The organism is Parapedobacter luteus (assembly GCF_900168055.1).
GTDB lineage: Bacteria > Bacteroidota > Bacteroidia > Sphingobacteriales > Sphingobacteriaceae > Parapedobacter > Parapedobacter luteus.
This window is the reverse complement of sequence record NZ_FUYS01000001.1, coordinates 48,929-62,980: the sequence shown is the minus strand read 5'-3', so window position 1 is coordinate 62,980 and position 14,052 is coordinate 48,929. Positions and strand designations below refer to the sequence as shown.

The window sequence follows — 14,052 nt, the reverse complement described above, 5'->3', positions numbered from 1 at the left end:
TACGATGAATAAGACGATAAAATATTTCTTTTACAGCTGCACCGTCGCCTTACTGGGCACTGCATGCAGCGATTCCTTCCTTGATGTGAAACCTCGGGGGACCGACCTTGAAGCCAACTACTACCGAAACAGGCAGGAAGCTTTTAATGGCTTGGTGGCTGTTTATGACGTGGTCGGCTGGCAAGGCGGTGGCTATGTCACCAAGATCAACGCCGTGAGTGCTGCCTCAGATGATCATTATGCCGGCGGTGGCGGGCCAAATGACGTGACGAACCTACAGGTTTGGTCTGATTATTCACTTACCCCGGCACAAGGGCCACAGGAAGAGTTGTGGCGCAAAGGATTCTCAGGCATTTTCCGAGCCAATATCTTGCTTCAAAAATTGCCTGATATTCCTATGGACGAAAACGAAAAAGCACGCTTTACGGCGGAAACCAAATTCCTGAGGGCATACTTTTATTTTGATTTGGTACGCTTATTCAAGAATATCCCGTTATTTACGGAACCGGTAGCAACCGACCAAATGTATAACGTCACGCAGGCGCCCCCCGTCGATGTGTATGCACTTATCGAACAAGATTTACTTGATGCGATACCGGCGCTTCCACCGACCATACCTGTAGCGACCGAAGGGGGCCGCGCTACGCAAGGCACGGCCAGAGCATTGCTCGGCAAGGTCTACCTGCAACAGGAAAAATTCGGCCCCGCCGCCGAGCAGTTGGCACAAGTGAATGGCGAGCCGGGCAGCACCAGCCAATACGGCTATAGACTGCTTGACAACTTCGGCGATCTGTTTGAAGTATCCAATAAATTCAACAGCGAATCTATTTTTGAAATATCGTTTACCAACACCTCTGTAGGTGACTGGGGCTGTGTGTCTTGTACCGAGGGTAATGTGATGAACATCATGGTCGGCCCACGCAATTATAATCCCCGCCCTGGGGCACCTGACTACGTGTCTGGCTGGAGTTTCCTCCCCATCACACCGCAATTGTTTGATGAAATACACTACGATCCGCGCAACCCGCACACCGTAGCCAACTTGGACAGCTTGGAAGCAAACGGCTTAGCGACTTATGAAAAAGGGTACATGAACACCGGCTATTTTCTTGAAAAATTCGCCGGGCGGGAAAAAGACCGCTGGACAGGTGCGGGCAGTCCCGAACTCAACTTCCCGCAGAATATGTATGAGATACGGCTCGCCGATACCTATCTGCTTGAAGCGGAAGCATTGGTCCGTGGCGGCGGCAATGCGACCCGGGCGGCTGCCTTGCTCAACGCTGTACGCCACCGTGTAGGCTTAGGGCCCATAGCAGCAACGTTTGACAACATTAAACGCGAACGTCGCCTGGAGCTGGTAGGCGAAGGGCACCGTTGGTTTGACCTTGTGCGATGGGGCGATGCAGCTACCGCATTGGCGTCACGCGGTTTTGTCGCAGGACGACATGAAATCCTGCCTATACCCCTGCTTGAACTCGAAAATACGCAAATCGAACAGAGCGTAGAGTGGGGTGGGACGAAATAATCAATCAAATAACCCAATCGAAAAGCCATGATATATAAGCATCAAAAATACATCAAGCGCGTTATCTCAAAAACGCTACATGTGGTTACGGTACTATTGCTGTTTGCCGGATGTTCAGACGAAACTGAGGACCTCTCGCTCGGCCAGCTGCCCAGCGCCGATTTCCAGGCCGTGGTTGCCGAAGGCAGCAATACTGTGCAACTTATCAACACCACTTCGACACCCACGATTGCGTATTGGACTGTCGAAAACACGGGACAGACTTTCCGGGGGGATACGGCTACTATACGCCTTACTTTTGAGGGCACATATGACGTCACGTTGTTAGTTGCTGGCAAAGGCGGCACATCTACCATCACTAAACAGGTAACTATCGCCCAAAACGACCCCACCGCCTGCAGCCCGGATAGACCGTTGGGTTTCATTGCCGGATGTACAGAAAAGGTTTGGCGGCTCAACCCTGAGGCGGGCGCATTCAAAGTAGGTGAAGGGCCTGATAATGGCAATTGGTGGTCAAGTGGTGCCGGAGATGTCCAAGCACGTGCTTGTGAGTTTAACGACGAATTTACGTTTAGATTTGATGCGCAAGGCACATTTGTCTATGACAACAAGGGCGATTTATTTGCTGATGGCTATCTCGGTACTGGATCAACTGCTTGCGAGCCGGCCAGTAACCTGACGGGTGATCAAGCAGCTTGGGGTTCGGGGACATTTTCCTTTTCTGTCATAGAGGGCGCGGGCATCAACGGACTTGGCCAACTGCGGTTGAACGGGCGAGGCGCACACATCGGCGTCAAGAAAGCGCATAATGGCGGAGAGACACCAGGTGGCCCCGTTGGAAACTCGGTGACCTACGATATCCTTGCGATGGAACAGAATGTAAACGGCGAGGGCTACGACATCCTCAAAATCGGCGTAAATATCGGCGGTCCTGGTTGGTGGACCTTCACTTTACGTTCCTACTGATGTTTTTTTATAATTTTATCGTTAGTTTGGCAATCCGGCATGGTTCATTCCGCCGGATTGCATTGTTAGGCCCTTAATGAGCGGGGCAATAGAACGCTGTAACACTTCATAAATAATTTTCGCATGATACGTCTTTTTTTAATCCCTATCCTGTTTTTGGCCTGCGCCAGTGAGTCTCCAAAACCGAATATCCCGATGCCGGAACCGCCGCAACATACGGAATACACCTTCGAAAGCACCCCTTCCTGGTCCGACGAATTTGATTACGAAGGCCTTCCTGACGAAAGTAAATGGAGCTATGATGTGGGATCTGAAAACAATGGCTGGGGAAATAACGAACTGCAATATTACACCGAAAAGCGTTTGGAAAACGCCCAAGTTGGAAATGGCGTACTCACGATCACGGCCATTAAAGAAGACTATGAAGGGTTGAATTTTACCTCAGCACGGCTGGTAAGCCGCGGCAAGGCTGACTTTTTATATGGTCGGTTTGAAGTGAGGGCCAAGGTTCCTGCTGGTATCGGCACATGGCCGGCCGTATGGATGCTACCCACCGACTGGGCTTATGGCGGGTGGCCGGCATCGGGAGAAATCGACATCCTCGAACATGTGGGGCATGATCAAGATGTGGTTCACATAAGTGTGCATACCGAAGCATACAACCATGCGATCGGCACACAGAAGACCGCCACTCGAAAGATAGAACATGCAACCACGGATTTCCATCGCTATCGGGTGGATTGGACACCGGCTTATATCCGTGGATACGTAGACGATATGCCCATCTTTAACTTTCCCAATGAAGGTGGCGGTTTCCAAGTATGGCCGTTTGACAAGAAATTCCACTGGCTCATCAACATCGCTGTGGGCGGAAATTGGGGCGGCCAACAGGGAGTCGACGATGGTGCGTTTCCAGCACGCATGGAAGTCGATTATGTGCGTGTATATAATTTGGTCGAAAACTAGCTTAACCGTATTGCAAAATGAACACACACGTTGTCAAACCTGACGCTAAGCCTAATATATCCGCTACGCTGGCCATCTTATTCTGCTGTGTCCTGTTCGTATGTTGCCAAGGGCCAAAGAAAAATTTTCTGCGCGCCCAGGGCCACCACATTGTAAATGGACAAGGTGATACCATTATACTACGTGGTATGGGCCTCGGCGGATGGATGCTTCAGGAGGGTTACATGTTTAGGCTTGGCTTTCTCGGACAGCAGTATCGCATACGTGAAAGCATTGAAGATGTCGTAGGCAAGGAAGAGACTGATCGGTTTTACAACGAATGGTTGGTCAACCATACGCGACGCATCGATATCGATTCAATGGCTGCGTGGGGATTCAACTCCATCCGGCTCCCTATGCATTACAACTTGTATACATTGCCCGTGGAAGATGAGCCTGTCACTGGCGAAAACACCTGGTTGGAAAAGGGGTTTGCCCTCACGGATAGCCTGCTCACTTGGTGCAAGGCCAACGGGATGTACCTCATTCTCGACCTCCATGCCGCCCCCGGAGGGCAAGGCAATGACTTGAATATCTCGGACCGCAACCCCGATAAGCCCTCCTTTTGGGAGAACGAGGCCAACCGCCGGAAAACCATCGCCCTCTGGCGTAAGCTGGCTGAGCGTTATGCCGACGAAGAATGGATAGGCGGGTATGATGTGCTTAATGAAACCAATTGGGGTTTTGAGGATGCTGCTGATTTCAGGGGTACTGCCGAGCAGACCAATGTGCCGCTGCGGCAATTTCTGGTAGACGTCACCCGGGCCATACGCGAAGTAGACACCAACCACATCATCTTCTTGGAGGGCAATGGCTTCGCCAACAACTACAACGGCATCTTTCCCAAGTGGGACGACAATCTGGTGCTTAGTTTCCATAAATATGGCAACCCGAATACCGAAGCATCCATCCAGCGCTTCCTCGACCTGCGCGATGAGCATGATATCCCGCTATGGCTGGGCGAATCGGGTGAAAATTCAAACACCTGGTTTACCGAAGCGATTGCGCTATGCGAACAAAATGGCATCGGCTGGGCTTGGTGGCAAAATAAAAAAATGGGCATCAATCAGCCCTTGGAAATCACTCCCCCCGAAGGTTATACAGCGTTGCTGGATTACTGGTCTGGCAAGGGCAAAAAACCTTCACACGAAGAGGCCCTGCGCATATTGAACCAGTGGTTGGAAAATCTCAAGCTGGAAAACAACATTTTCCATCGTGATGTGGTAGACGCCATGTTCCGGCAGGTCTATTCACATGATGCGCTGGCCTTCAAAAACCATGCAATTCGCAAGGGCACCGTACTGAATGCTGCCGACTTCGATTTGGGCCGGCAACGCGTAGCCTACTACGATACCGACACCGCCAGCTACCACTATACCCCCGGCATGAACACACAGGGCAACCGCGGCCGAAGTTACCGGAATGACGGGGTGGACATTCAGGCCGATACGTCCGGCTACTATGTCTTCCATATCGAAAACGGCGAATGGCTGCAATACACATTGAATATAGCGGAAGAAGGAATAGCGCAGCTATTGCTTAACGTAGCCAGCGAAACTGACGGTGGCCGCATCATCGTGATGATCAATGGTAATATTCTGTCCGAACCTATTGAAGTGCCTGCCACGGGTGGTGGGCAGACATGGGCTACCATCCCGATACAACTGCCGGAATTCTCCCCGGGACAACACCGCATACGCATTGTTGCCGAAACAGGAGGCTTTAACTTTAAATCCATGACATTTGACTAACCATAAGACGACAAGCCAATGACATATCGCAATGCTGACATCGCTAATTTTGGAAGCGAAATAGCAACTCGGACATGTCATCAAACACGATATTATTTTCACCGCTTTCGTTGCCCAACAGTGGGCTGACCTTAAAAAACCGCCTCGTGGTATCACCCATGTGCCAGTACAGCGCAGAAGACGGATTTGCCAATGACTGGCACCTCGTCCACTTGGGCAGTAGGGCTGTCGGCGGCGTGTCGGCCGTCATTCAGGAGGCGACGGCCGTAAGCCCCGAAGGACGCATTACCTATGGCGACCTCGGTATTTGGGAAGACGGGCATATCACCGCGCTTCACCGTATCACCGCTTTCCTCAAGCAGCAAGGCGCTATCCCAGGCATCCAATTAGCGCACGCCGGGCGAAAGGCAAGCGCGGAAAAGCCTTGGCTGGGAGGCAAGCAAATCAAAGCAGGTAAACACGCTTGGCGCCCACTTGCGCCTTCTGCTATACCTTTTGCTAAAGACGATGATGCACCGCAGGCCATGGACAACCGCGCCATCACAAAGGTGATCAGGGACTTTGTTGAAGCGGCGCGACGCGCGGTTCGCGCCGGCTACCAACTTATTGAAATACATGCAGCCCACGGCTACTTACTTCATCAATTTCTTTCGCCATTATCCAATCAACGTACCGATGGCTACGGAGGACCTTTTGAAAACCGCATCCGCTTACTGATTGAAGTGGTCGACGCTGTCGCTTCGGCTATCCCAAAAGACGTATCGTTGTGGGTACGCTTATCAGCTACGGATTGGGTGGCGGATGGATGGGACTTGCCCCAAAGTATTCAACTGGCTACCGTATTGAAAGGCCACGGGGTGGAGGTAATAGACGTATCATCCGGGGGAATGGTACCGCGGGCGGTAATCCCCGCAACTCCCGGTTATCAAGTGCCTTTTTCAGAACGTATCCGTAAGGAAAGCGACATGCTCACCGCGGCTGTCGGATTGATTACCACCGCACCGCAAGCGGAAGCCATTCTTACGGAAGGCGAGGCAGACGTGGTACTGATCGGACGGGAGCTGCTGCGGAATCCCTACTTTGCGATTCAGGCAGCTACCCAAGTAGGTGAAGATGTAACGTGGCCGCTTCAGTATTTACGGGCTAAGCCGCCTTTGGGTCGTTGACCTCATCGGACTCACGCCATCACCGGGCCTCGCGGCTGTTTGCCGCCTACACGCCGAACTCATCGGGCTCACCGGAAAAACCGGCAGTCATGCTTTAATAGTCCGGCGTACGCATGCCTTTGTTAAAATATGTAAAAGTTGTTAAAAAAGTTAAATCATTAGGCTACTGAAAATTAGGCATCTATTTTTACGCTCACTTAATCAGTAAGCCATGGAAAATATCGTTGCACTTGCCCTTTTCTCATGCCTGCCGCTATTCAGCGTCGCTCAATTGAGCCAACCTCAGCATTATTGTATCGCCCAGTCCGTTGAACTTCATTCGAAGGTCGTCGGCGATACCTTCACAATAAGCATTCAGACGCCAAAGGAATACACAACCGAGCCGGACAAACATTATCCCATTGCATTATTGATCGACGGTGACTTTTACTTCCCGACATTGGCGCCATTAATGCGCCAGTATGAGATGACAGGCCTGCTACCTCCTATAATCTTAGTCGGTATCGGCTATGGCGACTTCCAGAAGATGGACGCACTACGAATGCGGGACTTGCTTTACCCCCAATCACTGGAAACCGACGAACTTGATGCTCCAGGAGGTGGATTGGATTTTTACCGTTTTATCACGGATGAGCTTTTGCCTTACCTGGAGGCAGATTTACGAGTGGACACTACCCAACGGACACTTTTGGGACATTCATTTGGCGGCTATTTTGCACTTTTTGCATTGCTGCAGCAAACGCAAATGGGGCACCAGATCTTCTCAAACATCGTTTCAGCAAGCCCCTCGCTGTGGTACAATGATTTTTACCTTTATCAATTACCTGAAGAACTGGCCTCAGCTCATCCGAGGGAAAAACTGAATGTCATCATAACGGCCGGCGGACTAGAAAACGAAGAGTGGACGTTAAGCCCCTTACAGAAATTAACAGTGCTGTTTAATCACCAAAGCGTCCCGAACTTATATCTGAACGCATTTATTTATAATTTCCTAGACCACATGGATACCGGTCAGCTTAGTTTTATGAAGGGATTGCAACGTTTTTACAGTCCGGCCGTCACTCAATAATCACAGCCGTACCACTCGCTGTAACCATCAACATACTTCCACCGCTACCCACGGTTTCGTAATCCAAATCAACGCCGACCACTGCGTTGGCTCCCAGTGAAGCGGCATACTGTTGCATTTCATAAATTGCCGTTTCCTTTGCCTCGCGTAGTACCTTTTCATATGAACCCGACCGTCCGCCGACGATATCACGTATCCCGGCAAAAATATCCCTGAAGAAATTGGCGCCAATAATGGTTTCACCACTCACCAAACCGATATACTTTACTATCCGTTTTCCTTCTACCTGAGGTGTTGTCGTAACCAGCATAACTTTTCCGTTTTCAATTGGATGCCATGCAAAGGGAAAAGTTACATGCCTCGTCAGTCAATCCGTAGAAAGTTATCATCTTTGTCGAATTTCAACTCCATGCGATTAGAAAGCTTTATTTCCTGCCCGGCCCCATCCAGCTCCCAGCCCACAACAAAATCATCCGGATATGTGACGTTCACGTAGGCAAGTATTCTGTCGGGAATAACACTGTCGTGCAGTTTATTTGTTCCTTCCACACTTGTTATAGCGCCTTTTTTGTCGAAGTCAAGCTCAAACCCTTCATCGAGAAAGACTTGATATGTCGTTTTTAAATCGTCGCGCTCCTTTACTACCTGGATAATTTCATAATCTGGAAAATGCAGGGCTATGTAAGTCCGGGCGTTGGATGGAAGTTCGTCTGTCTCGATAACACGTTCCTTGTCGCAAGCGGTAAATGACACCAGTGTGATGCCTATGAGCATCGTCAGCTTAATTACTTTTTCCATGTTTGTTTTGTTTGATTTCAGACCAGACAACTTAAGGGCGGCCTACCCTTATACAAACGTGAAAAAATCTCGCCGGACTATCCGTTTACCACTTTATCAAGTATGGCGGTGTATAACCGAACGCCTTCTCCTATTTCATCCAGGTAGATAAACTCATCGGCCATATGTGAGCGCGCGGAGTCGCCAGGTCCGAGCTTAAGCGATGGAATATCCAGCAGTGCCTGATCACTGGTGGTCGGCGATCCGTACGTTTTGCGTCCAAACGCCAGGCCAGCCTGCACGACCGGATGTTCCTTGGGTATCGATGACGGTTTGAGCCGTACAGAACGTGGTTTTACTTCACATTTTACATGCTGACGGATGATATCGAGCACTTCTTCATTGCGATATGCATCCGTTACACGGATGTCCACCACAAATTCGCACGTAGCTGGTACCACGTTATGCTGCGACCCTGCATGAATCACGGTAACACTCATTTTAATCGGACCGAATTCCTCAGACTCCTTAGGGAAGCGGTAACTGATAAACCATTCGATGTCCTTAAGTGCTTTATAGATTGCGTTATCCCCTTCTTCGCGGGCTGCATGCCCGGCAGTGCCGTACGCGGTGCAATCCAGCACCATCAGTCCCCGTTCGGCTACAGCCAGTTGCATAAGCGTAGGCTCTCCTACAATCGCAAAATCCAATGGGCCCAAATCGGGAATGACCAGTTCCAGCCCGTTCGTACCCGATATTTCTTCCTCTGCTGTAGCAGCAAGGCAAAAGTTATAGTGGAGTCCCTCCTGCGGATAAAAATGGAGAAAGGTAGCTATCAACGAAACGAGGCAGCCACCTGCATCGTTACTTCCCAATCCGTATAACTTGCCATCCTCGATATCAGGCGAAAACGGGTTACGTGTGTAACCTGTATTCGGCTTTACTGTGTCGTGGTGGGAATTGAGCAAGATAGTCGGTTTTGCCGGATCAAAAAACTTATTATACGCCCATATATTGTTCATCTTCCGATAAGTGCGTACCCCCCGCTGCTGCAAAAACCGCGCTATGGTATCCCCCGTTTGGTTTTCTTCCTTACTAAACGAAGGGATACGGATGAGGTCACGAAGAAGATTGGTGCTATCGTGTATGAGCTTTTCAATCATTATACAGTCCTCCGGCCTTGAGTGCGGACAGTTTTATGCCTTTAATGAATGCAGAACTGAACCCATTGTGTTCCATCTCATTTAACCCGGCAATGGTACAGCCCTTAGGTGAGGTTACCTTGTCGATTTCACTTTCGGGATGGCTTTGCGTCTGCAACAATAAATCGGCAGCGCCTTTGGCAGTCTGGACAGCCATTTTCAGCGCATCGTGTGCGTGGAATCCGATTTCAACCCCCCCCTGTGAGGCTGCACGAATACTGCGAAGGAAAAAAGCGATACCACAGGCGCATAACGCAGTCGCGGACGTCATGAGATCTTCGTTAATGGTCACAACAGCCCCCACCGTTTCAAACAGCTGTTTCACCCGGTTGAGTTGTTCATCCGAGGCATTATCGGAAGCAATACAGGTCATCGATTGCCCAATAGCGATGGCGGTATTGGGCATAGCACGGATCACTTGCATGTTGTTGCCCAGCTTATCGCGCACGTCGGCACAGGTAACACCGGATACCACCGACACCACAATTTGCTTTTCCGGCGATACTGCTGGGGCAATCTCTTCCAATACTTTTTTGAGCTGTTGTGGCAGCACTGCCAAGACGATGACCTCGGCGTCATAAATGGCCACTTTATTGTTATCACTGACTTTAAACCCATTTGCGGCCTCCTCGCTTAGTGATTTGAGGCTCCGTCGCGTCAAGGTTATGTCGTCTGCTTTACAGTATGCCTTATTTACTAATCCACGGGCCAATGATAGGCCGATGTTACCGCTTCCAATAATGGTTATTTTGCTCATTTTCGTTAAAAAGTTATCAATTGTCCATTGCGGGGATACCATTACCTGATCATTCGCGTACCAAACTGTTGCTCACGCAGTAAGAGCACGTCATCGGCATGGCCGATGCACACCTCGGCTACCCCTTTAGCGATCGCCTCAAATGCGTTATGTAATTTCGGCACCATGCCATCGGCAATGATTCCTGATGATCTTAATTGTTCAAACTCCCCAGCCCGTATTTGAGGTATGACAGACGCCTCATCGTTGATATCACGAAGCACTCCCGGTTTTTCAAAGCAATACACCAATGAGGTTGTATATCGGTCAGACAGGGCCACAGCCAAGGCCGCAGCGATGGTATCAGCATTCGTGTTGAGCAGTTGCCCGTGCCCATCATGTGTAATCGCCGAAAAAACCGGAACAAAACCATGATCCAACAGTGTGGCTATCGCTTCTGCATCGACCGAATTGGGTAGAATATCCCCAACCAACCCATAATCTATCTCCTTCACCGGCCGCTTCACTGCTCTGATAGCGTTGCCATCGGCCCCGCTAAGCCCTATGGCATTGCACTTATGCGATTGCAGCTTAGCCACCAGCTGTTTATTTGTCAACCCAGCATATACCATCGTCACGATGCGCAACATGGCTTCATCCGTAATGCGGCGGCCGTCTACCAGCTTGGCCTCAACACCAAGATCGGCCGCAATCCGAGTTGCAATCTTTCCTCCTCCATGCACCAAAATCTTGTTTCCCTTCAAGTAAGAAAAGCGTTCAAGAAAGCGACTTAACCCTTCGGGATGGTCGATTATATTCCCCCCGATTTTAATTACCCATAATTTCGCGAGCATCGTATTACTTATTTATCCACCGATAATTGTTCGAGCATACGTTTCAATACCGCCTGGGCGGCCCATACGCGGTTACCGGCTTGCTGAATGACTATGGAATGCGGGCTATCTAATACTTCGCTGGCCAGCTCTACGTCCCGGCGCACGGGTAAACAATGCATAATCTTGGCCTGGTTGGTAAGCGCCAACCGGGAATGGTTCAGCATCCATTGACCGCTGACCGGATGGATTTTCCCATAATCTTCATAGGAGGACCAGTTCTTCACATAGACGAAGTCTGCATCAGCTAGTGCGTCATCCAGTACATGGGTGATTGTGGCACCATGGGTAAATTGCTCGGACAATGTATAGCCCGGCGGATGGGCAATCGTGAATTCCGCCATGCCTTCGCCCTGCGCCCTGCACATCCACTCGGCGAACGAATTAGGTACCGCCTGCGGCAAAGCTTTGACATGCGGCGCCCACGCCATCACAACCTTTGGCTTCCGGGATTGGTGCCAATTTTCTCGGATGGTGATAAGGTCGGTGAGGCTTTGCAAAGGGTGACGGGTGGCGCTCTCCAAGCTGACCACCGGCACACCGCTATAAGCGATAAACTTCTGGAATAAATCTTCACTATAATCGGCTTCCCGATCCTGTAGCTTCGGGAATGAACGTATGCCGAGAACGTCACAATACTGTCCCATTACAGCAGCCGCCTCGCGGATATGCTCTACGGTCGTACCATTCATAGCTATGCCATCTCTCGTTTCAAGCGCCCACCCGTCTTTATCCATATTCATAACCATGACATTCATCCCCAAATTGGCGGCTGCTTTCTGTGTACTTAGGCGTGTACGCAGGCTCGGGTTTAGGAAAACCAATCCCAATGTCTTATGCGTCCCCAATTGACCATATACAAAAGGATTGTTTTTTAAGCGCAACGCTTCATCTACAATGTCCGGGAGGTTGGCTACATCAGCCACCGAAAAAAACTGCTTCATCACACTATATTGAAATTGCCGGCCTTATGGCAGGCGAGTATATCAAAAATCGCTAATCTAACGCTAAAAATTTTTAAGCCGCTCGTCAAACGCTTCCAAAAAGCGGTCTGCATGTAGTTTACTCATACTCAAAGCCGGAAGCAGTCGAATCACATTTGGCTTGGCTTCGCCGGTGAAGATACGGTTTTTAACCAATAAATCCCGCTTGACCATATTCAGCTCGGCTGGCAGGTCAATACCAATCATCAGTCCCATGCCCCGCACTTCCTGTATGCGATCAAAGGCACGCAGCTCGTTGATTAAATATGCGCCCACGTCAGCAGCGTTCCGCATCAAGTCCTCCTGTTGCATCACCTCCAAGACGGCCAGTGCTGCAGCGCAAGCAAGGTGATTGCCGCCGAAGGTGGTACCCAACATGCCAAACCACGGTTTAATCTTCGGTGATATGGCAATAGCCCCAATGGGAAAACCATTGCCCATCCCTTTGGCCATGCTATAAATGTCTGCTTCAACCTCGGCATGATCATGAGCGTAGAAATTACCCGTGCGCCCATATCCGCATTGGACGGAATCCGCTATGAATACTGCGCCATATTCCTCGGTCAGCGCACGGATCTTCTTTAAAAACTGCGGAGAAGCCACCTGGATTCCACCAACCCCTTGGATCCCCTCAATGATAACCGAAGCTATTTCCTCGCCAAAGGCCGCGAACGCGCTTTCTAATGCTTCTTCATCATTAAACGGCAGAAAAACAACATTGCTCGTCTCATTTACGGGCGCAATAATCTTCGGATTGTCTGTCGCTGCCACAGCCAGCGAGGTACGTCCATGAAATGCGCCTTTGAAAGCGATGACCTTTTTTCGGCCATTGTGAAACGAAGCCAACTTCAGCGCATTTTCATTGGCCTCGGCGCCCGAATTGCATAGGAACAACTGAAAATCAGATTTGCCCGAAACGCTACCCAGCAAATCGGCCAGCTGCCGCTGCAGCGGTATCTCTATAGAATTCGAATAAAATCCAATTTGATTCAACTGCTCGGTGATTCGCCGGATGTAGTGGGGATGGGTGTGGCCGATGGAGATTACGGCATGGCCGCCATACAAATCAAGGTATTCATTTCCGTCGGCATCCCAGACGATGCTACCTTTCGCTTTGGTGACCGCAATGGGGTTAATTGGATATACGTCAAATAGGTTCATGCCTTATCAAAAGTAAAAATAGTATTCAATGTAGTTGGTTGCAATAAAAAACCCGTTTTTCGTAAACAAAAAACGGGTTCAACTCTTTACACCTGATTAATCGCTTAGTCCTCTTTCTTCTCGTCCTTTGGAGTTTCTTCCGTTTCAGCGGTGTTTTCTTGCGCATCGGTTGCTTCAGCAACCGGCTCTTCCGGCGTTGCAGGGGATTCAGCGTCAACTGGCTCAGCTACCACCTCTTCAGCAGTGCTTTCCGCCACCGACCCGGCAGCGGCTGCTTCGCTGGCTCCTGCTCCGGCCTTTTTCTTACCGCCGCGTCGTCGGGTAGACTTCCGCTCAGTAACAGCACCATCCTTCTTATATACCTCATTGTAGTCGACCAGTTCAATGAATGCCATTTCGGAGTTGTCTCCCAAACGGTTTTCCATCTTGATGATCCGTGTATAGCCCCCTGGGCGATTAGCTACCTTTTCAGATATCTCACGGAAAAGTATAGTCACAGCTTCCTTGTCTTGCAAGTAGCTGAACACTGTACGCCGTGAATGCGTCGTGTCGTTCTTGGATTTGGTGATTAAAGGTTCTACATATTGGCGCAAGGCTTTAGCCTTAGCCAATGTCGTAGTGATACGCTTGTGCCTAATCAGCGAAGTGGCCATGTTGGCTAACATCGCTTTACGATGGCTTGCTGTGCGGCCTAAGTGGTTGATTTTTTTTCCGTGTCTCATTTTTCTTTAAATTTGTGCATACCGTCCTTTTTTCGGAACAGAGATTATGGAACAAGGGCTAAAGACTATGCTGTTTTTCTTTGAACTTTGTTCCTT

General features: G+C 49.9%; 14 protein-coding genes. 6 read left to right on the top strand and 8 right to left on the bottom strand.

Features of this window, described 5'->3' with window-relative positions:
* The first annotated feature begins 4 nt into the window (after positions 1-4).
* The 6 genes from B5X72_RS00355 to B5X72_RS00330 all read left to right on the top strand — a co-directional run bounded on the left by B5X72_RS00355 (position 5) and on the right by B5X72_RS00330 (position 7,482).
* Positions 5-1,525 (top strand): RagB/SusD family nutrient uptake outer membrane protein, encoded by a 1,521-nt coding sequence (locus B5X72_RS00355; RefSeq protein WP_079714821.1) that lies wholly within the window; start codon positions 5-7, stop codon positions 1,523-1,525.
* 27 nt (positions 1,526-1,552) lie between these two features.
* The gene (locus B5X72_RS00350; RefSeq protein ID WP_079714820.1) at positions 1,553-2,491 is read left to right on the top strand and encodes a hypothetical protein; all 939 of its coding nucleotides are present in this window, start codon (positions 1,553-1,555) and stop codon (positions 2,489-2,491) included.
* A 123-nt stretch (positions 2,492-2,614) separates the two neighbouring features.
* Positions 2,615-3,457 (top strand): glycoside hydrolase family 16 protein, encoded by an 843-nt coding sequence (locus tag B5X72_RS00345; RefSeq protein WP_079714819.1) that lies wholly within the window; start codon positions 2,615-2,617, stop codon positions 3,455-3,457.
* A gap of 17 nt (positions 3,458-3,474) precedes the next feature.
* Positions 3,475-5,247, top strand: a complete 1,773-nt coding sequence (locus B5X72_RS00340) for a cellulase family glycosylhydrolase (RefSeq protein ID WP_079714818.1) — start codon at positions 3,475-3,477, stop codon at positions 5,245-5,247.
* Between the two features lie 74 nt (positions 5,248-5,321).
* Positions 5,322-6,413, top strand: a complete 1,092-nt coding sequence (locus tag B5X72_RS00335; protein WP_079714817.1) for an NADH:flavin oxidoreductase/NADH oxidase — start codon at positions 5,322-5,324, stop codon at positions 6,411-6,413.
* Positions 6,414-6,624: 211 nt separating this feature from the next.
* Positions 6,625-7,482: an alpha/beta hydrolase gene (locus tag B5X72_RS00330; RefSeq protein ID WP_079714816.1), complete on the top strand. Its 858-nt coding sequence runs from the start codon at positions 6,625-6,627 to the stop codon at positions 7,480-7,482.
* On the opposite strand, the gene B5X72_RS00325 is transcribed toward B5X72_RS00330, so the two are convergent.
* The 8 genes from B5X72_RS00325 to rplQ all read right to left on the bottom strand — a co-directional run bounded on the left by B5X72_RS00325 (position 7,472) and on the right by rplQ (position 13,956).
* On the bottom strand, positions 7,472-7,792 hold the full coding sequence (locus B5X72_RS00325) for a heavy metal-binding domain-containing protein (protein ID WP_079714815.1): 321 nt from the start codon (positions 7,790-7,792) through the stop codon (positions 7,472-7,474). The two genes, B5X72_RS00330 and B5X72_RS00325, sit on opposite strands and share 11 nt — an antisense overlap.
* A 53-nt stretch (positions 7,793-7,845) precedes the next feature.
* Complete coding sequence (locus B5X72_RS00320) at positions 7,846-8,280, bottom strand: PepSY-like domain-containing protein (protein ID WP_079714814.1); 435 nt, start codon at positions 8,278-8,280, stop codon at positions 7,846-7,848.
* A 77-nt stretch (positions 8,281-8,357) separates the two neighbouring features.
* Positions 8,358-9,422, bottom strand: a complete 1,065-nt coding sequence (locus tag B5X72_RS00315; RefSeq protein WP_079714813.1) for a M20 family metallo-hydrolase — start codon at positions 9,420-9,422, stop codon at positions 8,358-8,360.
* On the bottom strand, positions 9,415-10,218 hold the full coding sequence (gene proC, locus B5X72_RS00310) for a pyrroline-5-carboxylate reductase (RefSeq protein WP_079715369.1): 804 nt from the start codon (positions 10,216-10,218) through the stop codon (positions 9,415-9,417). The genes B5X72_RS00315 and proC overlap by 8 nt, the downstream gene beginning before the upstream one ends.
* A gap of 41 nt (positions 10,219-10,259) precedes the next feature.
* A complete protein-coding gene (gene argB / locus B5X72_RS00305) occupies positions 10,260-11,051 on the bottom strand; it encodes an acetylglutamate kinase (protein ID WP_079714812.1) in 792 nt (263 codons plus the stop codon).
* Between the two features lie 8 nt (positions 11,052-11,059).
* Positions 11,060-12,034, bottom strand: a complete 975-nt coding sequence (locus tag B5X72_RS00300; RefSeq protein WP_079714811.1) for a Rossmann-fold NAD(P)-binding domain-containing protein — start codon at positions 12,032-12,034, stop codon at positions 11,060-11,062.
* Between the two features lie 63 nt (positions 12,035-12,097).
* Entirely contained in the window at positions 12,098-13,234 is a 1,137-nt protein-coding gene (locus B5X72_RS00295; protein ID WP_079714810.1) for an aspartate aminotransferase family protein, read from the bottom strand.
* Positions 13,235-13,338: 104 nt separating this feature from the next.
* Positions 13,339-13,956, bottom strand: a complete 618-nt coding sequence (rplQ, locus tag B5X72_RS00290) for a 50S ribosomal protein L17 (RefSeq protein WP_079714809.1) — start codon at positions 13,954-13,956, stop codon at positions 13,339-13,341.
* Between the last annotated feature and the right edge of the window lie 96 nt (positions 13,957-14,052).

Excerpts from the sequence above, each read along its gene's own strand:
- B5X72_RS00295 (WP_079714810.1), bottom strand. The coding sequence starts at position 13,234 with ATGAACCTATTTGACGTATATCCAATTAACCCCATTGCGGTCACCAAA.
- B5X72_RS00330 (WP_079714816.1), top strand. The coding sequence starts at position 6,625 with ATGGAAAATATCGTTGCACTTGCCCTTTTCTCATGCCTGCCGCTATTC.
- B5X72_RS00335 (WP_079714817.1), top strand. The coding sequence starts at position 5,322 with ATGTCATCAAACACGATATTATTTTCACCGCTTTCGTTGCCCAACAGT.
- B5X72_RS00345 (WP_079714819.1), top strand. The coding sequence starts at position 2,615 with ATGATACGTCTTTTTTTAATCCCTATCCTGTTTTTGGCCTGCGCCAGT.
- B5X72_RS00350 (WP_079714820.1), top strand. The coding sequence starts at position 1,553 with ATGATATATAAGCATCAAAAATACATCAAGCGCGTTATCTCAAAAACG.
- B5X72_RS00315 (WP_079714813.1), bottom strand. The coding sequence starts at position 9,422 with ATGATTGAAAAGCTCATACACGATAGCACCAATCTTCTTCGTGACCTC.
- B5X72_RS00300 (WP_079714811.1), bottom strand. The coding sequence starts at position 12,034 with ATGAAGCAGTTTTTTTCGGTGGCTGATGTAGCCAACCTCCCGGACATT.
- argB (WP_079714812.1), bottom strand. The coding sequence starts at position 11,051 with ATGCTCGCGAAATTATGGGTAATTAAAATCGGGGGGAATATAATCGAC.
- B5X72_RS00355 (WP_079714821.1), top strand. The coding sequence starts at position 5 with ATGAATAAGACGATAAAATATTTCTTTTACAGCTGCACCGTCGCCTTA.
- proC (WP_079715369.1), bottom strand. The coding sequence starts at position 10,218 with ATGAGCAAAATAACCATTATTGGAAGCGGTAACATCGGCCTATCATTG.
- rplQ (WP_079714809.1), bottom strand. The coding sequence starts at position 13,956 with ATGAGACACGGAAAAAAAATCAACCACTTAGGCCGCACAGCAAGCCAT.
- B5X72_RS00340 (WP_079714818.1), top strand. The coding sequence starts at position 3,475 with ATGAACACACACGTTGTCAAACCTGACGCTAAGCCTAATATATCCGCT.
- B5X72_RS00325 (WP_079714815.1), bottom strand. The coding sequence starts at position 7,792 with ATGCTGGTTACGACAACACCTCAGGTAGAAGGAAAACGGATAGTAAAG.
- B5X72_RS00320 (WP_079714814.1), bottom strand. The coding sequence starts at position 8,280 with ATGGAAAAAGTAATTAAGCTGACGATGCTCATAGGCATCACACTGGTG.